The sequence below is a fragment of the Vibrio pomeroyi genome (assembly GCA_041879425.1).
Classification (GTDB): Bacteria; Pseudomonadota; Gammaproteobacteria; order Enterobacterales; family Vibrionaceae; genus Vibrio; species Vibrio pomeroyi_A.
The window spans coordinates 3,199,840-3,221,806 of the sequence record CP090854.1 but is presented as its reverse complement, the minus strand read 5'-3'; the positions used below and the strand labels follow the sequence as shown (position 1 = coordinate 3,221,806).

Genomic DNA, 21,967 nt, shown 5'->3' with positions numbered 1-21,967 from the left:
TGTTAATTTGAGAATGAAGCGAGAGGGTTACTCTGGGTTCAGCTCAAGAAACTCTTCTACTTTGCGAACCATGTTTGTTGAACCAACAAAGAAAGGTACACGTTGGTGCAGCTCAGTTGGTTTGATGTCCATGATACGTTGAGCACCGTCTGAAGCGATACCGCCCGCTTGCTCCATAAGGAAAGCAATTGGGTTGCATTCGTAAAGCAGACGCAGTTTACCTTGCGGGTGGCTTTGTGTGCTTGGGTACAAGTAGATGCCGCCTTTCAGTAGGTTACGGTGGAAATCTGATACTAGAGAACCGATGTAACGTGACGTGTAAGGACGGTTGTCGCTTGGCTCATTCTCTTGGCAGTACTTGATGTACTTTTTAACACCCGTAGGGAAGCGGATGTAGTTGCCTTCGTTGATTGAGTAAATCTTGCCTTCATCTGGAATCATCATGTTTTCATGAGATAGACAGAAGGTACCCAGTGATGGATCGTAGGTGAAGCCGTTTACGCCAGCACCTGTTGTGTAAACAAGCATGGTTGAAGAACCGTAAATCACGTAACCTGCGGCTACTTGCTTGTGTCCTGGCTGTAGGAAATCTTCTTGTGTCGGTGGCGTTCCGATAGGAGACACACGACGGTAGATAGAGAAAATTGTACCGACAGATACATTCACATCGATGTTTGAAGAACCATCAAGTGGGTCCATCAGAACAACGTATTTTGCGTTTTTGTTGAGCTCTTTGTTGAACGCGACTGCTTCGTCTTCCTCTTCACTTGCTACACCACAAACTTGGTCACGAGCTTCAAGAGCCGCTTTAAATTTGTCGTTCGCGTAAAGGTCTAGCTTTTGCTGTTCTTCACCTTGCACGTTGTCTGTACCAACAGCGCCAGTGATGTCGACTAGGCCGGCCTTGTTGATCTCACGGTTAACAATTTTTGCAGCAAGTCGAATAGACGACAAAAGGGATGATAGATCACCGCTTGCATGGGGGAAGTCACTCTGTTTCTCAACAATGAACTCACCAAGGGTGCGCATCTCAGACATGTTATTTCCTTAAACTTCTCTCAATATTAGGGGGGATTTGAGCACTGTAGATTCGGCCTCTTGAGTGGGCTTTATTCATCTAGACGCTTACCTAAATTCTAAAGGTTAGATCTTTTTAATGGTAATGAACTAAGCGACACAGATCTCACTTACTATGTCGACTCAATTTGTTTTGCATTGCCGCTCGCTTTTAATCGTCATTTAATGATAATGAGTGCAAGTAGTTTGATTTAGACATGGTTCATTTAGCCAAGCGTTTGGAAGCAATTTATGCATATTCATATCTTAGGAATTTGTGGCACCTTCATGGGTGGTGCTGCGGTATTGGCTCGTCAATTAGGTCACAAGGTTACCGGTAGTGACGCGAATGTTTATCCGCCAATGAGCACTTTATTGGAGTCTCAAGGGATTGAAATTATTGAAGGGTTCGACCCTAGCCAATTAGAGCCAAGGCCAGACCTTGTCGTTATCGGTAATGCGATGAGCCGTGGTAATCCGTGTGTTGAGTATGTATTGGATAACAACCTTAGATACACATCTGGCCCGCAGTGGTTGCAAGAGTTCTTGTTGCACGACCGTTGGGTGTTGGCCGTATCAGGCACGCATGGCAAGACCACAACATCCAGCATGCTGGCTTGGATATTAGAATACTGTGGCTATGCGCCGGGCTTCTTAGTAGGTGGTGTGTTAGGTAACTTTGGTATCTCAGCTCGTCTGGGGGAAAGCATGTTCTTCGTGGTGGAAGCTGACGAATATGACAGTGCTTTTTTCGATAAACGCTCTAAGTTCGTTCACTACCATCCAAGAACCTTGGTCATGAATAATCTTGAATTTGATCATGCTGACATTTTCGATGATCTTGAAGCGATCAAGCGTCAGTTCCATCATTTAGTGCGTACCGTGCCAAGTAATGGCCGCATTTTCTCACCGAAGCAAGATATGGCTATTCAAGATGTTCTATCTCGTGGATGCTGGAGTGAAACAGAATCGAGTGGTGAACTTGGTGATTGGGATGCCAAGAAGCTGGTTAAAGACGGCTCTAAATTTGAGGTGTACTTCCAAGGCGAATGTGTTGGAACGGTAGACTGGGATTTGGTGGGCGACCATAATGTAAACAATGCCTTAATGGCGATTGCGGCGGCAAGGCATGTGGGTGTAACACCGGATTTAGCGTGTGAATCGCTAGCAACTTTCATTAACACCAAGCGTCGTTTGGAGTTTAAAGGTGAGGTGGCAGGTGTGTCTGTTTATGATGATTTTGCACATCACCCAACCGCGATTGAACTTACGCTCGGTGGTTTACGTAATAAGGTCGACACGAAAAAAATTATTGCCGTTTTAGAGCCTCGTTCGGCCACCATGAAGCGTGGTGTGCACAAAGAAACCTTGGCTGATTCGCTTAAACAAGCGGATTCCACTTACTTATTCCAACCAGATAACATTGATTGGTCTGTACAAGATGTCGCAGATGCTTGTCATCAGCCTGCACACGTCAGTGATGACATGGATGCATTCGTTGATAAAATTGTCTCAGAGGCACAAGCTAGCGACCAAATCTTGGTAATGAGTAATGGTGGCTTTGGTGGTATTCACCAGAAATTGTTGGATGCGTTAGCCCTTAAAGGTTAACCCGATTCAAGACCTTATTATTTGAAGTAACTGAGAACATGACAAAACACGATAAAGCGATAACTCTTGCTTTCACTGGCGCATCTGGTGCGCCTTATGGACTGCGTTTACTCGAATGCTTATTAGCAGCCGATTATCAGGTGTATTTACTGATATCGTCGGCTGCGCGAGTTGTCTTAGCGACAGAGCATGAACTTAAGTTACCTGCTGGGCCGGAAGCTGCGAAACGAGCTTTGGTTAAGCATCTTGGCTGTGATCCAGAAAAGCTGGTGGTGTGTGGCAAGGATGATTGGTTCTCACCAGTTGCCTCTGGTTCAGCAGCGCCGAAGCAGATGGTGGTGTGTCCGTGTTCAGCGGGCAGCTTGGCTTCAATTGCTCATGGCTTATCGGATAACCTGATTGAGCGAGCAGCAGACGTAGTCATGAAAGAGCGAGGCCAGTTGCTATTGGTGGTTCGTGAAACGCCATTTTCTACGCTGCACTTAGAGAACATGCACAAACTCTCAACCATGGGCGTGACGATCATGCCAGCGGCTCCAGGCTTTTATCACCAACCTAAGTCGATTGAAGACTTGGTTGATTTTATGGTGGCGCGTATTTTGGACCATCTTGGTATTGAGCAAGGTTTAGTGCCACGTTGGGGCTACGATCAACGTAATTGATCCAAACTTGATAGCTTATTGTTAAAATTCGAATTACAATTCTGAACACTCATCGGGGAGCGAACCATTCAAATAATGAATGCGAGCTGAGATCAAGCACACGCTTGGGACCCGTAAACCTGAACCAGATAATGCTGGCGTAGGAATTGAGTTAGGAACAACCTCTACCGTTCTCCTCCCTCAAACCTGTGCCGCTCAGACCATGGAGAGCGTCCAGTGAAATTCACATTAACTACCCTTGCTGTTACTACAGCGATCTCTTTTTCTGCCTTCGCTGCAGACAACACTTTGACTGTATACACCTATGACTCTTTTGCTGCGGATTGGGGCCCTCGTCCTGCCGTTGAAAAAGCATTTGAAGAGAAGTGTGGTTGTGATGTGAACTTTGTCGCGCTTGAAGATGGCGTGTCTATCCTTAACCGCTTACGTCTTGAAGGCGGCAACAGCAAAGCTGACATCGTATTAGGTCTAGACAACAACCTAATGGCTGAAGCTAAAGCGACGGGTTTATTGGCTGAGCACAAGGTTGATACTTCATCAGTAACACTACCTAATGGTTGGGATGATAAGACCTTTGTACCTTATGACTTTGGTTACTTTGCCTTTGTATATAACACAGAGAAACTCGCCAACCCGCCTAAGAGCTTGAAAGAGTTGGTTGAGCAGCGTGATGATCTGAAGGTTATCTACCAAGATCCACGTACTTCAACACCTGGTCAAGGCATGATGTTATGGATGAAATCGGTTTACGGTGATGAAGCAACGGCAGCTTGGAAGAAGCTAGCTCAGAAAACAGTGACGGTAACCAAAGGTTGGTCTGAAGCTTACTCAATGTTCCTAGAAGGTGAGTCTGACTTGGTTCTGTCTTACACAACTTCTCCGGCTTATCACATCATTGCAGAAAGTGATTCTAAGTACGCAGCAGCGAGCTTCGAAGAAGGGCATTACACTCAAGTGGAAGTGGCTGCTAAGGTTAAAGGCAGTGAGAACGAAAAGCTTGCTGATGAGTTTATGGCGTTTATCCTAAGTGATGAATTCCAATCGGCGATGCCTACAGGTAACTGGATGTACCCAGTAACGGCTGTCGAGTTACCAAAAGGCTTTGAGCAGTTAACAGTTCCACAGAAAGCACTGAGCTTTAGCTCTGAAGAGATCGCAGAGAAGCGTAAGCCTTGGATTCGTGAATGGCAGAGTGCGCTTACTTTCTAACGTACTTTTAAAAACTCGCTTTCTGTATTTAAAGGTTCATTCGTGATGTTTGGAGTGAGCCATTTACGGTAAAAATCAATTTATGATAAAGAAAACACCTAAGGTAGGGATCTGGGTTGCGATACTCATTACCGCCTTCGTGGTTTCAGCAGTTGGGGCATTGCTTAGCAATGCCCCTTCTCTTGATATCAGCCAAGTATGGTCAGATCCTTACTATTGGCATGTAACGAAATTCAGCTTTTATCAAGCGACACTCTCAACAGTACTGAGTGTTGGCTTTGCTATACCTATTGCACACGCTCTGTGTCGCAGACAGTTTTTTGGACGAGCCTTGTTATTAAGGTTGTTCGCGTCGACTTTGGTTCTACCTGTGTTGGTCGGTGTATTTGGCTTGCTGGCGATTTACGGCAACAGTGGTTGGTTAGCTAAGTTCTTAGCGAACTTCGACATTGAGCTACCATTCTCGATTTATGGCTTGAATGGTATTTTGTTGGCGCACGTTTTCTTTAACCTGCCTTATGCCAGTCGCTTACTTTTGCAAGCGTTAGATACTGTGCCTGCCGAGCAGCATAAACTGTGTGCTCACTTAGGTATGAGTCATTGGAATAAATTCAAATGGGTTGAATGGCCGAGGCTAAGACAGCAATTGCCGCATGTGTGTGGCTTGGTCTTCATGTTGTGCTTCACCAGCTTTGCTACCGTGATGGCGTTGGGTGGTGGTCCGAAATCGACCACCATTGAGCTCGCCATCTATCAAGCAATCAAATTCGACTTTGACCTGCAAGCTGGTGCCTTACTCGCGATATGGCAAATGCTGCTGTGTGGCGTATTAGCGGTGAGTATTCAGCGTTTGTCCAAGCCTATATCTGTGACGGCTAGTCAGCTGTCGGAAGAGAAGTATTTGGTTAAGGACAGCTGGTGGTCAAAAGCTTGGGATAGCTTTTGGATCATCATAGTCTCAATGCTGGTATTGCCGCCATTAGCCATGGTTATTCTAAGTGGTATTAACTCTCAGGCGCTCACTGTACTGAGCAGCGAGCCATTTTGGGCAGCGTTAATGACCTCGGTTCGTGTTGCTTCCCTCGCAAGTATTATCGCCGTTGGTATTGGTATCGCGATCCTTCTGACCAGTCGCGCATGGCGTTTGCAGAACAAGAACTTTAGAGCGGATAAGATTGAGCTGATTGGCACTATCATTTTGGTGACGCCGGGCTTGGTGATCAGTACGGGCCTGTTCTTATTATTGCGCTCGGTTACCGATGTGTTCAGCTTGGCTTTCTTTATCGTGATTGCCGTAAACAGTTTGATGGCGCTGCCTTACGTGATTAAAACCTTAGCTCAACCTATGCTGCATCTTTCTCAGCAGTATCAGTATGTGTGTGCAAGCATAGGAATGACAGGGTTCACTCGTTTTAGACTGGTGGAGTGGCGTGCGCTACGTAAACCAATGGCGCAAGCATTCTCAATCAGCTTTATGCTGGCGATGGGTGACTTAAGTGCGATTGCCTTGTTTGGTAGCCAAGACTTTAGAACTCTGCCTTTGTATCTATTCCAACTGTTAGGTAGCTATCAAATGGAAGCGGCGGCAGTGGTGTCAGTGAGTTTGCTGTTACTGAGTGTGGGCAGTTTTAGTCTGATTGAATTTTTGTTTACTCGAAGCTCAAAGCTAAAGAGTTAAGGAACCGATGATGTTAGTGATGAAAGATGTGGATTACCACTATCACCAAGAGTTGTTTAGTTTTGATTTCCAAGCAGAGCAGGGCGACATTGTTGCTCTAATGGGGCCGAGTGGTGCGGGTAAATCAACGCTACTTGCATTGGTTGCTGGGTTTATTGAGCCGACATCGGGAGAGATCTCGGTGGCAGGACAATCATTGATAGGCAAAGAAGCGCACCAACGCCCGTTGGCGATGTTGTTCCAAGAACACAATCTATTTGCTCACCTCACAGTGCGTGAAAATATCGGATTAGGTCTGCATCCAGGTTTAAAGCTTACCGCAACCCAAAAGATCGACGTTGAGCAAGCCGCTGCACAAGTGGGTGTTGCGGAGTACTTGGATAGGCTGCCTGAACAATTATCTGGTGGGCAACGTCAGCGTGTCGCGCTGGCGCGTTGTTTTGTTCAACCACACGACATTTGGCTGCTTGATGAACCTTTCTCTGCGCTTGACCCTTTGCTACGCGAAGAGATGTTGAGCTTAGTGAAACGATTAGCAGCAGAACGCAACATTACCGTCTTGATGGTGACACACCACTTAGGTGATGCGCGCAGTATTGCGAACAAGTTTGTGTTTGTGGCATTGGGTAAGGTGTTGGTTGAAGACTCGATAGCCATGCTTACTGCTGATCATCAACAACCAGAACTGAGCTCGTTTGTGAAAGCGGGCGAGTGATCGCTTAGTTTTGATATTGAATATGGTTGATACTGAGTACGTCGAAAACAAAAAGACCTAGCATGCGCTAGGTCTTTTATTATCTTTCTGAGTAAAGCGACAAAGATTAGTCTTCTAGCTTTAGCTCTTTTAAGATTTGGAATATCTCACGAGAAGCTTTTGCTGGCTTGTTCGCTGATTTCTCTTTGTTAGCTTGGCGAGCTAGCTGACGAAGACGCTGACGGTCTGCTTCAGGGTACATGTCCATGACTTCTGAAATAGCAGCATCGCCTTCAGCAACAACACGATCACGCAGTTGCTCAAGCTTGTGCAGCTCAGCTGTTGCTTGCGAGTGCTTGTTACGTACTTTATCCAAAGCCGCTTGAATTGGCTCAGGATCAACATTGCGCATTACTTTACCAATGTATTGAAGTTGACGGCGCTTCGCTTCATTTTTAAAGCGTTGTGCATCTTTAATCGCTTGTGCCAAATCTTCAGACAGAGGAAACTTGTCTAATACAGAAGGCTTAAGGGAAACAAGTTCTTCCCCCAGTTTTTGTAGCGCTTCCATGTCGGTTTTCATTTCTGTCTTACTTACCCAGATGATTTCTTCTTCTGGTTCCCATGGGGCTTTTTGGTTTTTGCGAGCCATCTTTTCTGCCTATGTCACTATCTCAAACGAATATATTGCCTATTTTAGCAAGAATCTTGGGGAGAAAGCGAAATTCTTGTTATCCTACGTAATATTGACCTAAAAAATTAGAATAGATATGGATGTAAAACAGCAAGTCGCCCAGCAAAGAGTTGAGCTAGGAGCCGCAGTAGCAAAAGCGTTGGACATGGCCTCTGTGAGTGCCGACGCCGCTGAAGTTGCTATTACTAAGTCAACGGGTTTAAGTGTTTCAACACGCATGTGTGAAGTGGAAAACGTTGAATTTAATAGTGATGGTGCACTTGGTATTACTGTTTATCGCGGCCAGAAAAAAGGCAGCGCATCTACATCTGATCTGAGTGAGAAGGCGATTGCTCAAACGGTAGCAGCCGCACTTGATATCGCTCAATATACATCTGAAGACCCGTTTGCAGGTCCTGCAGCAAAAGAATACATGGTAAAAGAAATTCCAGACTTGGATCTTTTCCACCCTGATGAACCTAACCCAGACTATGCCGCTGAGATTGCGATTGCTGCTGAGAAGCAAGCGTTAGCTTATAGCGACAAGATCAAACAAAGTGATGGCGCAAGCTACGACAGCCACTACGGCGTTAAGGTTTACGGTAACAGCCATGGCTTATTAGCAAGCTACGCTTCAAGCCGTCATAGCACGAGCTGTTGTGTGATTGGACAAGGCGCTAATGGTGAAATGGAACGTGACTACAGCTACACCGTTGCACGTCACCGTGATGAGCTGTGGACGCCTGAGCGTGTTGGTCAAGAAGCTGCAGAAAAGACCATTAGCCGTTTGGATGCGAAAAAGCTACCAACAGGCCAATACCCAATCATGTTCGCAAATGATGTTGCTACAGGTCTTATCGGTCACCTAGTGATGGCGATCAGTGGTGGTAATCTTTACCGTAAGTCGTCGTTCTTATTAGATCATTTAGGCCAGAAAATCCTACCTGATTGGTTCAATATCTCTGAGCGTCCTCATATCCTACGTGGTTTGGCTTCAAGCCCATTTGATAGCGAAGGTGTGTTCACTCAAGATCGTGAAATCATCACTGACGGTGTGCTAGCAACTTACCTACTAACGAGCTATGCCGCACGTAAAATGGATATGACGCCAACCGGTCATGCTGGTGGCATTCATAACTGGTTCGTTAAATCGACCGGTCAAAACTTTGAGCAGATGCTAAAAGAGTTGGGTACGGGCTTCCTAGTCACTGAAGTGATGGGGCAAGGCGTAAACACAGTAACAGGCGATTACTCTCGTGGCGCTGCAGGTTTCTGGGTTGAGAACGGAGAGATCCAATACCCAGTATCGGAAGTGACGATTGCGGGTAACCTAAAAGATATGTTTAATCAGATCGTTGCAGTCGGTAACGATGTTGAAACGCGTTCACAGATTCAAACAGGTTCTATCTTGCTTGAGTCGATGAAAGTCGCGGGCGAGTAATTCAATTCAATCTGATGAATTAAAAAAGGGAGCCAATGGCTCCCTTTTTGTTTTCTGTATTTCGTCAAAAAATGGCTAGCTGCTTATGATAACTAGATCAGTATGGTTGCTAAGCCTAGGAACACCGATAGGCCAATAACATCAGTAACTGTTGTGAGTGCCATACCACCTGCCAATGCCGGGTCGATATTCATCTTCTTCAGCATCACAGGGATGGTTACACCAGCAATACCCGCGACAATCAAGTTGGTCATCATCGCAGCTGAGATGATGCCTCCCAGTATCCAGTTGCCTTTCCAAGCCACAACGATACCACCAATGATAACGGCCCATAGAACGCCGTTGAGGAAGCCGATAGCCGCTTCTTTGAGGAGTAGTTCGCGTTTGTTACTGTCACCGATATGACCGAGTGCTAAACCACGAATCACCAGTGCAACGGTTTGGTTACCAGCAACACCGCCCATAGAAGGCACGATAGTCATCAGAACCGCAATCGCTGCCATTTGGTCAAGCGTTGCTTCAAACATATTGGAAACAGATGCCGCAGCCAGTGCCGCGAGTACGTTAGCACCAAGCCAGACGCTACGACGACGAGCGGATTTTACGACCGGAGCGAAGGTATCTTCGTCATCGTCCATACCCGCCATACTCATCATTGAGTGTTCGGCATCTTCACGGATAACATCAACCACGTCATCGATGGTGATACGACCCACAAGGTGCTGGTTACTATCGACGACAGGTGCAGAAACCCAGTTACGACGTTCAAATAGGCTCGCGATATCTGAAGCACTGGTTTCAACCGCGATCGCTTCGTCGGCGTCATCCATCACTTCTGAAACTGGAACATCAGGCTGAGTTGTTACTAGCGTAGTAAGCGATAGGTTACCGATAAGACGTTCTTCTTCATCGATAACATACAGCGCATCGGTTGCATCGGGCAGTTCGCCACGCATTCGCATGTAGCGTAATACAACGTCGACATCGACATCACCACGAATCGTGATTACGTCGGTATTCATGATCGCACCTGCTGAATCTTCAGGGTACGATAGGGCGGTTTCAACTAGAGCACGATCAACGGAGTCCATTTGAGAAAGGACTTCGCGAGAAACATCGTCGGGTAGGCTTCGAAGTACGTACGCGACGTCATCAGTTTCCATGCCCTCTGTTGCTTCTGCCAAGGTCTCAGGTGCCATTTTCGACACAAGAGCATCTTTGACGTCTTCGTTTAGTTCATCAAGAATTTCACCGTAGTCTTCTGGATCGGTGAGTTGCCAGAGTACGTCACGACTTTTGCGAGGGGAGGCTTCTAAAAGGTGTGCAATATCCTCAGGTTCCATGTCCTGAAGTTGTCGGCGTACGTGAACAAATCGGCCGTTTTCTAGGGCTTCGCTGACTTCTTGGAGGGTTTGGTGAGCTTGGTCGAATTCTAATTGCTCTGCCATATTTTCCTCCTATCTCATTATTCTAACAATGCTTGGAATAGTAACTTAATTCTGGGGCTTATTTAAATCATAAACTTAGGTAGAACTAAGATTTAATATTGGTTGGTTCGCTGTTTGAGTTTTGGGTGTTGTAAATGAAGCGCTTTCGCTACTCACCTTCATCAAACTTGTCTTCAATTAGATGACAGACAGCATCCAGTGCTTGCTGTGAATCGGTGCCAGCAGCTTGAATGGTAATGTGTTGCCCCTGTGCTGATTCCAGCATCAGCAGGCCCATCACGCTGTCTGCTGTCGCGCTTTTATCTTCTTCACTATGGATAGTGATGGTCGCATCAAAGCTTTGTGCAAGCTCAACCAACTTTACGGCTGCTCTAGCGTGAAGACCCAAGCGGTTTTGGATCAGTACAGTTCGAGTTAATTCCATGGTTAGCCCTGTTGGTGCTTCTCTAGGGAGGCGTGTCTGATTTGAACTTGATGACCAAGTTGTTCGAAGTACTCACCAATTTTCTGAGTTAGATAAACCGAGCGATGCTTACCGCCAGTACAACCAATCGCGACTGTTAGGTAGCTGCGATTATTCTTCTCTAACATTGGTAGCCACTGCTCAACAAAGCCTTGGATCTGTTGCTTGAGTTCAATAACTTCTGGGTGTTTTTCTAGGAAAGAGTGAATTGGGGCATCGAGGCCCGTTAATGGTCGTAAATCTGGTTCCCAGTGAGGGTTAGGCAAGAAGCGAACATCAAACACATAGTCAGCGTCACTTGGCAGGCCATATTTGAAACCGAACGATTGAAAGACAATGATCAGCTCTTGCTTCTCTTTGCCTTCAACTTTAAAGCGAACCTTTTCACTCAATTCGTAGAGGTTGCAGTCACTACTGTCAATCACAATGCTGGCTTGTTCAGCAAGAGGTGTCAGGAGTGTCTTTTCTAAATCAATCGCTTGCTCAAGAGATAGCTTTTCTTGGCCGATTGATAGAGGGTGGATTCTGCGTGTTTCGCTGTAGCGCTTGAGTAACGTCTGCTTGCTTGCATCGAGGAACAACACGTTCACGTCAATATCAGTGGCAGCTTCAAGTTGCTCTAGCGTGTCTGTGACTAGCTGAGGCTCTTTCGGTAGGTTACGAATATCAATGCTCACGGCAACGTTTTGATTGATCTCGCGTACCGATTCGACGAAGTCGTTGAGCAGGTTTACGGGGAGGTTATCAACACAGTAATACCCCAAGTCTTCAAGGACTCGTAACGCAACACTTTTACCGGCCCCGGATTGGCCACTAACCACGATTAATCGCATGTTATTGCTCGCAAGTTGGCACTTGAATCATGATGTCGTAAAGCTCTTGATCGCTTTGAGCATTACGCAACTGTTTAAGAGTCTGCTTGTCGTTAAGTCGTTCTGCCATACATGAAAGGGTTTTTAGATGCTCCTTGCACTGTTCACTTGGAACAAGCAGAGCAAATAGTAGGTCGACAGGACGATTATCAATAGCATCGAATTCGATTGGATCTTGGCATTGCAGTAATACAGCAATCGCTTTATCACTGACATTCATACGAGCATGGGGAATAGCTATGCCATTACCAATACCTGTACTGCCCATTTTCTCACGGCTCAACATGCACTCAAACAGCTCTGTTGAATCTTGACCACAGCTTTCTGCTGCGATCTGACTGATGAGCTCAAGGGCTCTTTTTTTGCTTGTGCATTGGACTGCACTTTTGGTGCAGTCCAATGAAAGTACTTCGCTTAATTGCATGTTAGTGACTACTTAGCTTTTCTTTGTGCTTGTTGAGTTGGCGAACGAGTTTATCAACCAATGAATCAATCGCGGCATACATGCTTTCATCTGTTGCTGTCGCATGGATTTCCCCCTGATTTATATGCAGGGTAGCTTCTGCGATTTGATTGATTTTCTCAACTTTTAAAACAACCTGAACGCTATTGATATGGTCAAAGAAGCGCTCAAGTTTGTCGAATTTGGTGTGAACATAGTCTTGCATTGAATCGGTAAGATCAACGTGATGGCCTTGAATATTGATTTGCATAGACTTTCCTTTTCAGTTGGTTACCTAGTTATAAATAGTTTAACGAAACTGCGGGCTAAATTATTTATAACAGGCGTTTACGCTGACTCGATGGGGCAATGCCCAGAGACTCACGGTATTTCGCTATGGTACGTCTAGCTACCTGAATTCCTTGGTCAGCCAGTAAAGCAGCAATCTTGCTATCACTTAAAGGTTTCGCGGTATTTTCTGCCGCGACGAGCTTCTTAATGAGTGCGCGAATTGCTGTTGATGAACATTCACCGCCATTGTCAGTACTGACATGGCTTGAGAAAAAGTATTTCAGTTCGAAGATACCACGAGGCGTATGCATGAATTTTTGAGTCGTCACACGAGAGATTGTGGATTCATGCATATCAACGGCTAATGCAACGTCGTTAAGCACCATTGGCTTCATCGCTTCTTCGCCATGTTCGAAGAAATCACGCTGATGTTCAACAATGCATCGCGCAACTTTGAGTAGCGTCTCATTTCGGCTTTCTAAGCTTTTGATTAGCCACTTCGCTTCTTGCAAGTTTGAACGGATGTATTGGTTGTCAGCGCTGTTGCCTTTGCTCCCCAGATCGGCGTACTGCTGATTCACTTTCAGCTTAGGTACGCTATCAGGGTTAATGGTCACTAACCATTTGCCAAGGTCTTTAAATACAGACACATCTGGAACCACATATTCGGTTTCATCTGGCGTAATCTTGCTACCAGGTCGTGGATCCAGTTGTTGAATCAGCTGCAGAACCTCACGCAGTTCTGCTTCTTTCAACTTGGTCTCTTTGATAACGAGTTTGTAATCACGATTACCGAGTTGGTCGATGTGGCTAGTAAGCACTAACTTAGCTTCTTCAAGCCAAGGTGTATCCTGTGGGAAGGTGGCCAGTTGCAGTAATAAGCAATCTTGCAGGTTTACTGAACCGACGCCTAATGGATCAAATTGCTGAATTCGTTTACGAACGGCTTCAATCTCATCAAGCTCGATCTCTTCATTATCGAAGTTTTCAAGGATGTCCTCACAAGATACGGTTAGGTAGCCATAGTCGTCGATGGCGTCAATTAGCGCGAAAGCAATGCTTCGGTCAGTATCTGTGAATGGTGTTAGATCGAGTTGCCAAAGTAGGTAATCGTGCAGGCTTTGTGTGGTTTCGCCTTGATAAACAGGCATGTCATCATCAATCGCAATGCCAGTGTTGCCGGTATTTGCGCTGTAGACATCTTCCCAAGTTGTGTCGATTTCGAGTTCGTTGCCAATCTCTGATTTTTCGATTAAGTCTGAGCTATCAGGTAAGTCTTGCTCTGTGGCTTCAACTGTTTCTTTCTCGTCACTGCTAGGTTTTTCTTCCGATGTTGGCGTATCTTCATTGCCTTCTTCGACATCGAGTAGTGGGTTAGATTCAAGTGCTTCTTGGATCTCTTGTTGCAAATCTAAAGTAGACAATTGCAACAAACGAATCGCTTGCTGCAATTGAGGAGTCATTGCTAACTGTTGGCCTAGCTTAAGTTGTAATGAGGGTTTCATTCAGTGTTACTTACCTAGTTATTATTCTTAGAACTCTCGATACTCTCTATATAATCATAGACGGAATTGTTCGCCTAGATAAACTTGTTTAACTTGTTCGTTATTGAGAACATCTTCAGGAGTACCCTCAGCGATCAGGTGTCCTTGGCTTACGATGTAAGCTTTTTCACACACGTCTAAAGTTTCACGAACGTTGTGGTCGGTAATCAAAACGCCCAAGCCGCGATCGCGCAGGTGAACGATGATTTTTTTGATATCGATTACTGAGATTGGGTCAACACCGGCAAACGGTTCATCCAGCAGGATAAACTGAGGATTTGCTGCTAGTGCTCGAGCAATCTCAACACGACGACGCTCACCACCCGACAGAGCCATACCATTACTGGTGCGGATATGTTGGATGTGGAATTCTTCTAACAGGTCTTCCAGTTTATCTTGACGCTGTTCGTTGGTCATCTCATCACGGGTTTGTAAAACCGCCATGATGTTGTTCTCTACAGACAGCTTACGGAAGATAGACGCTTCTTGAGGCAGATAACCGATACCAAGACGTGAACGACTGTGCATTGGCAAGATACTGATGTCTCGGTCATCAATACTGATAGTGCCTTCATCACGCGCAACCAGACCAACAATCATGTAGAACGACGTGGTTTTACCTGCACCGTTTGGTCCAAGCAGGCCAACAATCTGACCTGACTCCACCTGCAAGCTAACGTCGGTTACTACCTTACGCTTGCTGTATGTTTTCGCTAGGTTTTTTGCTTTTAAGACAGCCATCGTTACTTATTCACTTCCGTTGGTTGTAAAACCGTTGACACACGTTTGTTCTCACCACTGTCAGCGACTAGTTTCTGAGAGCCGATCTGGTAAGTGATCTTAGAGCCACGAATGATGCTGCCATCTTGAGATAGCATCGCATTCTTGGTCATGATCAATCGGTCAGCAACAAGTTGGTAATGCAGGTCGTCAGCCTCACCGTAGAGTGTCTTCCCGTCGTCAGTTAGCTGAGAGAAGGTTGCAGGCTTACCGAAGCCTTGAATTTCTTCAATCTCACCGTTTACGGCGTTACGAGTAACAATAACCTTATCGGCATTGATGTTGATGCTACCTTGCTTAAGGTTTACATCACCAAGGAAAGTCACTTGGTTACTTTTCATATCCAATTGCTGGCTGTCTGAGTCAATGTAGACAGGTTGCTCGCTATCCGAAGAAAGGGCATAGACATTAGGCGCCGCAAGGGTCAAAGCGAATAAACTAAGGTGTAAGAGTTTCATATCTACCTTGAACAGAATTAAAGAGGGTTGCATTGTTGGTACCGAAGTTACCCTTCATTGCTTGCCCCTCAGTTTCAAAAAATGTACCGATCATATGGACCGGAGTCTCTGAATAAAAATCTCGGCTAGTCAGTTCAACAACCATTTTATCTGTGGTCATCGTATCGAAGCTCGCTTCTGGCAGCAGGTTCTTTGCCACTACGTTGTCATAAAAAGTGACAACTTGATTCTCATCCATAATCGCGCGATCAGCGGTGACTTGCCATTCAATCGTGTGTCCTTCGCGAAATACCGAAAGGACTGGGTTTTGAAAGTGCGTGTCGCCAACCACTGAGTAGTGTTCTAAATAGGTCGATTCAACTTGATAACTACGGATACCAGATTGGTCATAGCTAATGTTGTTTAGACTTTTGCCACTAAACGCGGGCAGCTCCAAATTTGGAGGCACTTGTATCGTCGATGTTTGCTCTTTGTCGTACAGATAATAGGTCGACCAAGAGGCAATAAATATTAGTATTAAATAGATAATACGAGTAAAACTCATATGCTTAAACCTTTATGCACGTCGAGTTCATTTCTTGCTTGTAAAATAAGGTCGCAGACTTCACGTACCGCACCATGACCACCATTAATGGTTGTCACGTAGTTCGCACGTTTTGCAAGTAGCGGGTGACCATCTGCAACACATACCTTCAAGCCAACTTTTTCCATTACAGGCCAGTCGATCAGATCGTCTCCGATGTAACCTGTATTTTCAGGGCTTACAGAAAGCTTATCGCAAATATCTTGGTATGCCTTAACTTTATCGTCCTGACCTTGATAAATCAGCTTAATGCCCAACGCCGTCATTCGATTTTCAACGATCTGAGATTTACGGCCAGTGATGATCGCGATTTCTATGCCTGCGTTCATCAGTGATTTGATACCGTAACCGTCACGAGTGTGGAAGGTTTTTAGCTCTTCACCGTTGTTGCCCATGTAGATGCGACCATCAGAGAAGACTCCATCGACATCGCAAATTAGGAGTTTGATCTCTTTTGCTACTGCAAATACATCAGCATCGACCGTGCCGTATAGAGTTTCGACTGTCTGTGTCATTACATTACTCCTGCTTTCAGTAAGTCATGCATGTTTAGCGCTCCAACCAGTTTGCCTTCTTGGCACAACATCAAGCCGTTGATGCTCTTCGCTTGCATCAAGTTAAGGCCCTCAACCGCAAGCATGTTGGGTTCTGCTACCGTCGGGTTTAGCGTCATCACATCGCCGATCTGAGTGTTATGAATATCAACGCGTTTATCTAAGATACGGCGTAAATCACCATCAGTAAAAATACCGGCCATTTGACCGTCTTCACCAACGATGGCTGTCATGCCCAAGCCTTTCTGAGATATCTCTAGTAGAGCGTCTCTTACTAGCGCATCGGGTGCTACAACAGGAAGAGCATCACCGGTGTGCATGATGTCGTCGAGTTTCAATAACAGTTGACGACCTAAAGCGCCACCTGGGTGAGACAGTGCAAAATCTTGAGCGGTGAAGCCTCGCGCTTGTAAAAGTGCAACGGCTAATGCATCACCCATAACCAAAGTTGCTGTGGTACTAGTCGTTGGTGCTAAGCCCAGAGGACACGCTTCTTCTGGTACTGAAATTTGTAAATGGATATCAGATAAGGTCGCCATGTTCGATGCTGGCTTACCTGTCATGCTGATAATCTTGATGTTGAGGCGCTTTAGTACTGGGAACAGGCTGAGGATCTCTCCCGATTCACCTGAGTTGGATATCGCAATCACGATATCACCCGGCTCAATCATGCCTAAATCACCATGTGCCGCTTCACCTGGGTGTACAAAGAAAGCCGATGTTCCGGTACTTGCCAGCGTTGCCGCGATTTTGTTGCCAATGTGGCCTGATTTGCCCATACCCATCACAACAACTTTGCCTTTGTTGTTCAAGATAAGGTCACAAGCCTTGCAGAAATCATCATTAAAATATTGGTCTAATTGAGTTAGACCTGCAACTTCGGTTTCCAAAACTTGTTTGGCAACACTGCGATAATCAAATGGCTGAGACATCAAATACTCCAAGTACGGGAAGTTAAATCAACAATTAAGCTGACATGTTCATTAGTAGGTAGCTTTGGTAGGCCACGAACGTCACGATTAACACGCCGCCTTCAATACGATTCACACTGCGTGATTTTCCTAGCGCCATCACAACAAGCAGTAGTGAGACACCTAGCATTACCCAGAAGTCACGGCCCATCGCAAACTCGCTCAAGATTGAAGGGTTCAAGATGCCCGGGATACCCATAACAGCAAGAATGTTGAATACGTTTGAACCGATGATGTTACCCACGGCCATATCGTCTTCACCTTTCATTACACCAGCCAGTGATGCTGCAAGTTCAGGAAGGCTAGTACCAACAGCAATGATGGTTAAACCAATCACAAGGTCGCTCATGCCGAAGAATTTCGCGATGATCACGGCGTTATCTACCAGCATATCAGCAGCTAAAGGTAGGATGATTAGACCAATCACCACCCACATTGCGGCTTTAGGGTTACTTACGCCTTCTGGAATTTCTGATTCTTGCTCATCAAGGAAAGCATCGCCGTTCTTTTTCTCGCTGCGGCTGATTTGCAACATAGCAAACAAAAACGCGGCAAAAAGAACAAACAATAATACGCCTTCATAGAAGCCTAGGTGGTTGTCCCACAATAGGGCGCCCGCTAGTAGAGTGACACCGATCATTAATGGTAGTTCACGACGAATCACGCCTGAGCTAATAGATAATGGCTTAATCAGCGCTGTAATACCTAAAATCAGCGCGATGTTGGCGATGTTTGAACCTAAAACGTTACCAACGGCTGTATCTGTTTTGCCATCAAGGGCTGCGGTTGCAGAAACCATCATTTCAGGAGCCGAAGACCCCATTGCTAAGATCGTCATACCGATAACTAGTGGTGAAATACCGAAGTTTCGAGCAAGAGCAGCGGCACCGTAAACCAGCTTATCTGCACTCCACACCAAAAAACCTAGACCGATAATAAGAAACGCAATCGCTTCAAGCATGATGATTCCTAAAAATTAATAAAAAACGGAGAATTAACCGCTAATTTTGACTTGTTGCTAGTTAAAAGGGAAGTCACTCGACAAATTAATTACCAGTTAGTAGTAAAGAAATAGAATCGAATGGATAATTTCTCAATGCTTTCAAATCCCTGCCATACTTTTCTGTTTAATATGAATTAATCGAACAGTGCTTTTAATTCTAAAGTAGACTCATTATTATTGCAGCCATAAATGGCGTTTTTTAAAGCAAGGAAACAACAAAAATATGTTGAACACTGAGCTTGTGAAAGTTAAGAACCTCAGCTTTTCACGCGGTGATCGCGTTATCTTTGATGATATAAGTTTAGAGGTACCTCAAGGCAAGATAACCGCAATCATGGGGCCGTCAGGGATCGGTAAAACGACCTTGCTGCGTTTGATTGGTGGTCAATTGCCGCCAGATGAAGGCGAAATCTGGTTTGATGGCGATAATATCCCTGCATTATCACGTCGAAAGCTGTATCAAGCACGAAAAAAAATGAGCATGCTTTTCCAGTCGGGTGCACTTTTTACGGATCTCAATGTCTTTGATAATGTGGCGTTTCCACTACGTGAGCACACTGAACTGAATGAAAAGTTCATTCGTACCATCGTACTACTTAAGCTTGAGGCGGTAGGGTTACGAGGGGCGGCACAGTTAATGCCGAGTGAATTGTCTGGTGGTATGGCGAGAAGAGCGGCGTTGGCACGTGCGATTGCCTTGGATCCAGAGCTCATCATGTACGATGAACCCTTTGTTGGCCAAGACCCAATCACCATGGGGGTTTTGGTTGAGCTTATCCGTAACCTCAATCAAGCGTTGGGCTTAACCTCGATTGTCGTTTCTCACGATGTTCCAGAGGTAATGAGTATTGCGGATTGGGTTTATCTCATGGCTGATAGCAAAATCATTGCTGCAGGAACGCCGGAAGAGTTGTACAACAATGACGATCCGAGAGTGCAGCAATTCTTGCAAGGTGAAGCTGATGGCCCGGTGCCGTTTAGATTCCCTGCACAAAGTCTAGAAAAGGATTTGTTTTAATATGATTGCTAAAACTATTGCGGGTGTCGGTAGACGCACACTTGCGATTTGTGAGTCATTTGGTCGAGCAAGCCTGATGTTATTCGGGGCTTTGTTTGGCATCCCGCGACTAAAAAACTTCCCTTTATTAGTAAAACAACTTTATAGCGTTGGCGTTCAGTCATTGGCTATTATTTTAGTTTCGGGTCTGTTCATTGGCATGGTACTTAGCCTGCAAGGTTATGTTGTGTTAATTGACTACGGCGCAGAGGGCAACCTTGGTCAAATGGTCGCGCTCTCATTACTACGTGAGCTTGGCCCTGTAGTGACAGCACTGCTGTTTGCAGGTCGCGCTGGTTCGGCGTTAACGGCTGAGATTGGCTTAATGAAGGCAACGGAGCAGATCTCAAGCCTTGAGATGATGGCCGTTGATCCTCTAAAACGTATTATTGCACCACGACTTTGGGCCGGGCTTATCTCAATGCCATTGCTTGCTATGATCTTTATGGCGGTAGGTATTTGGGGCGGTCAGTTAGTGGGTGTTGATTGGAAAGGTATTGACCACGGTAGTTTCTGGTCTGCGATGCAGTCTTCTGTTGAGCTAGGCCGAGATATTGGTAACAGCATGATCAAGTGTATGGTCTTCGCTATCACCGTAACTTGGATCGCACTTTTCAATGGTTATGATGCGGTACCGACCTCTGAAGGTATCAGTCAGGCAACCACACGCACAGTAGTGCACTCTTCTCTAGCGGTATTAGGGCTAGATTTTGTTCTTACCGCATTGATGTTTGGGAATTAATCATGCAACAAACTCGAAAATTAGAATTATGGGTCGGCACCTTTGTTATTGCCGGAATTTGCGCAATCTTAATCATGATCTTTCAAGTCGCTGACGTAAAAGGTATAGGTTCGAACCATACTTACAACTTAAAAGCGACCTTTGACAACATTGGTAGCCTAAAGGTTCGTTCTCCTGTGAAAGTGGGGGGCGTGGTTGTTGGCCGAGTTCAAAGCATTGAGCTTGATACTGAGAGCTATCTTCCTGTAGTTCAATTGTCTATTGATTCGAAGTACTCACAATTTCCAGATACCTCTAGTGCTCAAATCTTAACGTCTGGCTTAATCGGTGAGCAGTACATCAGCTTGGTGCCGGGTTTCATTTTTGACGATGAAGAGATGTTGGTTGATGGTGACTCGATTGAAGACACCAAGTCAGCATTAGTATTAGAAGATTTGATTGGCCAAGTGCTGTATAGCGTTGGTGGTTCTGATGATAGCGAAGCTAAGGAGTAGGCACATGTTAAAGACGAATAACTTATTCAAAGTATGGTTTCTGACTGCCGTCGCTTTTCTTATGTCGGCTCAAGCTTTTGCTGCAGAAGCGATTGATCGTACTCAGCCATACCAGATGATGACTCAAGTAGCAGAAGTTGCATTTGAGCGTTTGAAGAGCGAACAAGACAACATCCACCAAGACCCAGAACTATTGAAGGTCATCGTGGAAGAAGAGTTGATGCCTTATGTGAATGCGCAATATGCAGCACTTAAGTTACTTGGGCCAAACCTGAAAGGCGCAGATAGAAAAGACGTGCGCGTATTTATCGACTCATTCCGTAAATACCTGGTTTCTTCTTACGCTCAAGTACTGACTCAATACACAGATCAGACAATTGAATTTGGTCCTGAACCAAAAATCAAAGCGGATAGCCGCATTACCAGTATCAAGGTAGACATCATCGATTCGCCGCGACCTAATATCAAGCTTGAGTTTAAGCTTCGTAAAGACAAGAAGTCGGGCGAGTGGAAGGCGTTTGATATGGTTGCCGAAGGCATTAGCCTGTTATCGAGCAAGCAGTCAGAGTGGAATACTAAGATTCGTCAAGAAGGTATCTTACAAGTTGCCGACGAACTAGAGAAACTGGCCGCACAACCTATTCGTTTTGAGAGTAACAAATAATGAGCCATTCTCAATGGCAAGCACTAAGCTCTAAAGAGTATCAGCTGCTCGGTGATATTGACCGAGACAGTGTCCCTGCAATCTGGCGTATATTGGAAAAGTGGCAAACAACGGAATCGAGCGTTGAAATTGACCTTAGCCATATAAATCGAGTCGATTCAGCAGGAATGGTGATGCTAATTCACTTATTAGAGCATGCAAAAAATCAAAACTGTCATATAATGCTCAGTTTCGTGCCAGAACAATTACGAACGTTGTTCCAATTGAGCAATATCCAGCCAATGATGGCAGAACACATAAAAAATTAGGCAGGAGCTATTTGTGGACAGCACAAAAGTACAAGAATTATTAGCAGAGGCACTGAACCTTCAAGAGATTTTCGTGAAGGGTGAAGGCAGTCATTACGAAGTTGTTGCAGTTGATCCATGTTTTGACGGCATGAATCGAGTTAAGAAGCAGCAACTAATCTACGGCCCACTAATGGAATACATTCAACGCAATGACATCCATGCTCTTTCTATTAAGGCTTTCACGCCAGAAGAGTGGGAACGTGATAAGAAACTGATGTCACTTTAAG

At 45.3% G+C, this 21,967-nt stretch carries 26 protein-coding genes and 1 riboswitch; of the genes, 12 read left to right on the top strand and 14 right to left on the bottom strand.

The window, feature by feature from the left end:
- Positions 1–27 precede the first annotated feature (27 nt).
- A complete protein-coding gene (fbp, locus tag L0992_14190) occupies positions 28–1,038 on the bottom strand; it encodes a class 1 fructose-bisphosphatase (GenBank protein ID XGB66825.1) in 1,011 nt (336 codons plus the stop codon).
- Positions 1,039–1,308: 270 nt separating this feature from the next.
- Between fbp and mpl the strand changes: the two genes are divergently transcribed.
- The 5 genes from mpl (at position 1,309) to thiQ (ending at position 6,931) form a co-directional block, all read left to right on the top strand.
- Positions 1,309–2,667 carry a UDP-N-acetylmuramate:L-alanyl-gamma-D-glutamyl-meso-diaminopimelate ligase gene (mpl, locus tag L0992_14185; GenBank protein XGB66824.1) on the top strand — a complete coding sequence of 453 codons (1,359 nt, stop codon included), beginning with the start codon at positions 1,309–1,311 and terminating at the stop codon, positions 2,665–2,667.
- 38 nt (positions 2,668–2,705) lie between these two features.
- The gene (locus L0992_14180) at positions 2,706–3,329 is read left to right on the top strand and encodes a UbiX family flavin prenyltransferase (GenBank protein ID XGB66823.1); all 624 of its coding nucleotides are present in this window, start codon (positions 2,706–2,708) and stop codon (positions 3,327–3,329) included.
- A 43-nt stretch (positions 3,330–3,372) separates the two neighbouring features.
- Positions 3,373–3,492: riboswitch (TPP riboswitch) on the top strand.
- A gap of 53 nt (positions 3,493–3,545) precedes the next feature.
- Positions 3,546–4,538: a thiamine ABC transporter substrate binding subunit gene (gene thiB / locus L0992_14175; protein ID XGB66822.1), complete on the top strand. Its 993-nt coding sequence runs from the start codon at positions 3,546–3,548 to the stop codon at positions 4,536–4,538.
- Positions 4,539–4,620: 82 nt separating this feature from the next.
- A complete protein-coding gene (gene thiP / locus L0992_14170) occupies positions 4,621–6,216 on the top strand; it encodes a thiamine/thiamine pyrophosphate ABC transporter permease ThiP (protein ID XGB66821.1) in 1,596 nt (531 codons plus the stop codon).
- A 10-nt stretch (positions 6,217–6,226) separates the two neighbouring features.
- A complete protein-coding gene (gene thiQ, locus L0992_14165; GenBank protein ID XGB66820.1) occupies positions 6,227–6,931 on the top strand; it encodes a thiamine ABC transporter ATP-binding protein in 705 nt (234 codons plus the stop codon).
- A gap of 106 nt (positions 6,932–7,037) precedes the next feature.
- On the opposite strand, the gene L0992_14160 is transcribed toward thiQ, so the two are convergent.
- Complete coding sequence (locus L0992_14160) at positions 7,038–7,562, bottom strand: ribosome-associated protein (protein XGB66819.1); 525 nt, start codon at positions 7,560–7,562, stop codon at positions 7,038–7,040.
- A gap of 118 nt (positions 7,563–7,680) precedes the next feature.
- Between L0992_14160 and pmbA the strand changes: the two genes are divergently transcribed.
- Positions 7,681–9,024 (top strand): metalloprotease PmbA, encoded by a 1,344-nt coding sequence (pmbA, locus tag L0992_14155; GenBank protein XGB66818.1) that lies wholly within the window; start codon positions 7,681–7,683, stop codon positions 9,022–9,024.
- A 92-nt stretch (positions 9,025–9,116) separates the two neighbouring features.
- On the opposite strand, the gene mgtE is transcribed toward pmbA, so the two are convergent.
- The 12 genes from mgtE to L0992_14095 all read right to left on the bottom strand — a co-directional run bounded on the left by mgtE (position 9,117) and on the right by L0992_14095 (position 18,391).
- Entirely contained in the window at positions 9,117–10,472 is a 1,356-nt protein-coding gene (mgtE, locus tag L0992_14150; GenBank protein XGB66817.1) for a magnesium transporter, read from the bottom strand.
- 148 nt (positions 10,473–10,620) lie between these two features.
- Positions 10,621–10,896: an HPr family phosphocarrier protein gene (locus tag L0992_14145; protein ID XGB66816.1), complete on the bottom strand. Its 276-nt coding sequence runs from the start codon at positions 10,894–10,896 to the stop codon at positions 10,621–10,623.
- Between the two features lie 2 nt (positions 10,897–10,898).
- Positions 10,899–11,768 (bottom strand): RNase adapter RapZ, encoded by an 870-nt coding sequence (gene rapZ / locus L0992_14140; protein XGB66815.1) that lies wholly within the window; start codon positions 11,766–11,768, stop codon positions 10,899–10,901.
- Between the two features lies 1 nt (position 11,769).
- Positions 11,770–12,231 (bottom strand): PTS IIA-like nitrogen regulatory protein PtsN, encoded by a 462-nt coding sequence (gene ptsN / locus L0992_14135; protein XGB66814.1) that lies wholly within the window; start codon positions 12,229–12,231, stop codon positions 11,770–11,772.
- Position 12,232: 1 nt separating this feature from the next.
- Positions 12,233–12,520 (bottom strand): ribosome hibernation promoting factor, encoded by a 288-nt coding sequence (gene hpf / locus L0992_14130; protein XGB66813.1) that lies wholly within the window; start codon positions 12,518–12,520, stop codon positions 12,233–12,235.
- A 64-nt stretch (positions 12,521–12,584) separates the two neighbouring features.
- Positions 12,585–14,045, bottom strand: a complete 1,461-nt coding sequence (locus L0992_14125; GenBank protein XGB66812.1) for an RNA polymerase factor sigma-54 — start codon at positions 14,043–14,045, stop codon at positions 12,585–12,587.
- Between the two features lie 54 nt (positions 14,046–14,099).
- The gene (gene lptB, locus L0992_14120; protein XGB66811.1) at positions 14,100–14,825 is read right to left on the bottom strand and encodes an LPS export ABC transporter ATP-binding protein; all 726 of its coding nucleotides are present in this window, start codon (positions 14,823–14,825) and stop codon (positions 14,100–14,102) included.
- A 2-nt stretch (positions 14,826–14,827) separates the two neighbouring features.
- A complete protein-coding gene (gene lptA, locus L0992_14115; protein XGB66810.1) occupies positions 14,828–15,322 on the bottom strand; it encodes a lipopolysaccharide transport periplasmic protein LptA in 495 nt (164 codons plus the stop codon).
- On the bottom strand, positions 15,303–15,866 hold the full coding sequence (lptC, locus tag L0992_14110; GenBank protein XGB66809.1) for an LPS export ABC transporter periplasmic protein LptC: 564 nt from the start codon (positions 15,864–15,866) through the stop codon (positions 15,303–15,305). The genes lptA and lptC overlap by 20 nt, the downstream gene beginning before the upstream one ends.
- Complete coding sequence (gene kdsC, locus L0992_14105; protein ID XGB66808.1) at positions 15,863–16,420, bottom strand: 3-deoxy-manno-octulosonate-8-phosphatase KdsC; 558 nt, start codon at positions 16,418–16,420, stop codon at positions 15,863–15,865. The genes lptC and kdsC overlap by 4 nt, the downstream gene beginning before the upstream one ends.
- Positions 16,420–17,391 (bottom strand): arabinose-5-phosphate isomerase KdsD, encoded by a 972-nt coding sequence (gene kdsD / locus L0992_14100; protein XGB66807.1) that lies wholly within the window; start codon positions 17,389–17,391, stop codon positions 16,420–16,422. Before kdsD ends, kdsC begins: the two co-directional genes overlap by 1 nt.
- A gap of 34 nt (positions 17,392–17,425) precedes the next feature.
- Positions 17,426–18,391: a calcium/sodium antiporter gene (locus L0992_14095; protein ID XGB66806.1), complete on the bottom strand. Its 966-nt coding sequence runs from the start codon at positions 18,389–18,391 to the stop codon at positions 17,426–17,428.
- Between the two features lie 265 nt (positions 18,392–18,656).
- Here L0992_14095 and mlaF point away from each other — a divergent pair, with 265 nt between their 5' ends.
- The 6 genes from mlaF to ibaG are packed head-to-tail and all read left to right on the top strand — an operon-like array spanning position 18,657 to position 21,966.
- Positions 18,657–19,451: a phospholipid ABC transporter ATP-binding protein MlaF gene (gene mlaF, locus L0992_14090; GenBank protein XGB66805.1), complete on the top strand. Its 795-nt coding sequence runs from the start codon at positions 18,657–18,659 to the stop codon at positions 19,449–19,451.
- 1 nt (position 19,452) lies between these two features.
- On the top strand, positions 19,453–20,232 hold the full coding sequence (gene mlaE, locus L0992_14085; GenBank protein XGB66804.1) for a lipid asymmetry maintenance ABC transporter permease subunit MlaE: 780 nt from the start codon (positions 19,453–19,455) through the stop codon (positions 20,230–20,232).
- Between the two features lie 2 nt (positions 20,233–20,234).
- Entirely contained in the window at positions 20,235–20,726 is a 492-nt protein-coding gene (gene mlaD, locus L0992_14080; protein ID XGB66803.1) for an outer membrane lipid asymmetry maintenance protein MlaD, read from the top strand.
- Between the two features lie 4 nt (positions 20,727–20,730).
- Positions 20,731–21,390 carry a phospholipid-binding protein MlaC gene (locus tag L0992_14075; protein ID XGB66802.1) on the top strand — a complete coding sequence of 220 codons (660 nt, stop codon included), beginning with the start codon at positions 20,731–20,733 and terminating at the stop codon, positions 21,388–21,390.
- A complete protein-coding gene (locus tag L0992_14070) occupies positions 21,390–21,698 on the top strand; it encodes a lipid asymmetry maintenance protein MlaB (protein ID XGB66801.1) in 309 nt (102 codons plus the stop codon). Before L0992_14075 ends, L0992_14070 begins: the two co-directional genes overlap by 1 nt.
- A gap of 13 nt (positions 21,699–21,711) precedes the next feature.
- Positions 21,712–21,966, top strand: coding sequence for a BolA family iron metabolism protein IbaG (gene ibaG, locus L0992_14065; GenBank protein ID XGB66800.1), 255 nt, complete (start codon positions 21,712–21,714; stop codon positions 21,964–21,966).
- Position 21,967: the final 1 nt, after the last annotated feature.

What these genes read in the sequence shown, in the direction of transcription:
- fbp (XGB66825.1), bottom strand. Translation starts at nt 1,038, where the DNA reads ATGTCTGAGATGCGCACCCTTGGTGAGTTCATTGTTGAGAAACAGAGT.
- mpl (XGB66824.1), top strand. Translation starts at nt 1,309, where the DNA reads ATGCATATTCATATCTTAGGAATTTGTGGCACCTTCATGGGTGGTGCT.
- L0992_14180 (XGB66823.1), top strand. Translation starts at nt 2,706, where the DNA reads ATGACAAAACACGATAAAGCGATAACTCTTGCTTTCACTGGCGCATCT.
- thiP (XGB66821.1), top strand. Translation starts at nt 4,621, where the DNA reads ATGATAAAGAAAACACCTAAGGTAGGGATCTGGGTTGCGATACTCATT.
- thiQ (XGB66820.1), top strand. Translation starts at nt 6,227, where the DNA reads ATGTTAGTGATGAAAGATGTGGATTACCACTATCACCAAGAGTTGTTT.
- L0992_14160 (XGB66819.1), bottom strand. Translation starts at nt 7,562, where the DNA reads ATGGCTCGCAAAAACCAAAAAGCCCCATGGGAACCAGAAGAAGAAATC.
- pmbA (XGB66818.1), top strand. Translation starts at nt 7,681, where the DNA reads ATGGATGTAAAACAGCAAGTCGCCCAGCAAAGAGTTGAGCTAGGAGCC.
- mgtE (XGB66817.1), bottom strand. Translation starts at nt 10,472, where the DNA reads ATGGCAGAGCAATTAGAATTCGACCAAGCTCACCAAACCCTCCAAGAA.
- L0992_14145 (XGB66816.1), bottom strand. Translation starts at nt 10,896, where the DNA reads ATGGAATTAACTCGAACTGTACTGATCCAAAACCGCTTGGGTCTTCAC.
- rapZ (XGB66815.1), bottom strand. Translation starts at nt 11,768, where the DNA reads ATGCGATTAATCGTGGTTAGTGGCCAATCCGGGGCCGGTAAAAGTGTT.
- ptsN (XGB66814.1), bottom strand. Translation starts at nt 12,231, where the DNA reads ATGCAATTAAGCGAAGTACTTTCATTGGACTGCACCAAAAGTGCAGTC.
- hpf (XGB66813.1), bottom strand. Translation starts at nt 12,520, where the DNA reads ATGCAAATCAATATTCAAGGCCATCACGTTGATCTTACCGATTCAATG.
- L0992_14125 (XGB66812.1), bottom strand. Translation starts at nt 14,045, where the DNA reads ATGAAACCCTCATTACAACTTAAGCTAGGCCAACAGTTAGCAATGACT.
- lptB (XGB66811.1), bottom strand. Translation starts at nt 14,825, where the DNA reads ATGGCTGTCTTAAAAGCAAAAAACCTAGCGAAAACATACAGCAAGCGT.
- lptA (XGB66810.1), bottom strand. Translation starts at nt 15,322, where the DNA reads ATGAAACTCTTACACCTTAGTTTATTCGCTTTGACCCTTGCGGCGCCT.
- lptC (XGB66809.1), bottom strand. Translation starts at nt 15,866, where the DNA reads ATGAGTTTTACTCGTATTATCTATTTAATACTAATATTTATTGCCTCT.
- kdsC (XGB66808.1), bottom strand. Translation starts at nt 16,420, where the DNA reads ATGACACAGACAGTCGAAACTCTATACGGCACGGTCGATGCTGATGTA.
- kdsD (XGB66807.1), bottom strand. Translation starts at nt 17,391, where the DNA reads ATGTCTCAGCCATTTGATTATCGCAGTGTTGCCAAACAAGTTTTGGAA.
- L0992_14095 (XGB66806.1), bottom strand. Translation starts at nt 18,391, where the DNA reads ATGCTTGAAGCGATTGCGTTTCTTATTATCGGTCTAGGTTTTTTGGTG.
- mlaF (XGB66805.1), top strand. Translation starts at nt 18,657, where the DNA reads ATGTTGAACACTGAGCTTGTGAAAGTTAAGAACCTCAGCTTTTCACGC.
- mlaE (XGB66804.1), top strand. Translation starts at nt 19,453, where the DNA reads ATGATTGCTAAAACTATTGCGGGTGTCGGTAGACGCACACTTGCGATT.
- mlaD (XGB66803.1), top strand. Translation starts at nt 20,235, where the DNA reads ATGCAACAAACTCGAAAATTAGAATTATGGGTCGGCACCTTTGTTATT.
- L0992_14075 (XGB66802.1), top strand. Translation starts at nt 20,731, where the DNA reads ATGTTAAAGACGAATAACTTATTCAAAGTATGGTTTCTGACTGCCGTC.
- L0992_14070 (XGB66801.1), top strand. Translation starts at nt 21,390, where the DNA reads ATGAGCCATTCTCAATGGCAAGCACTAAGCTCTAAAGAGTATCAGCTG.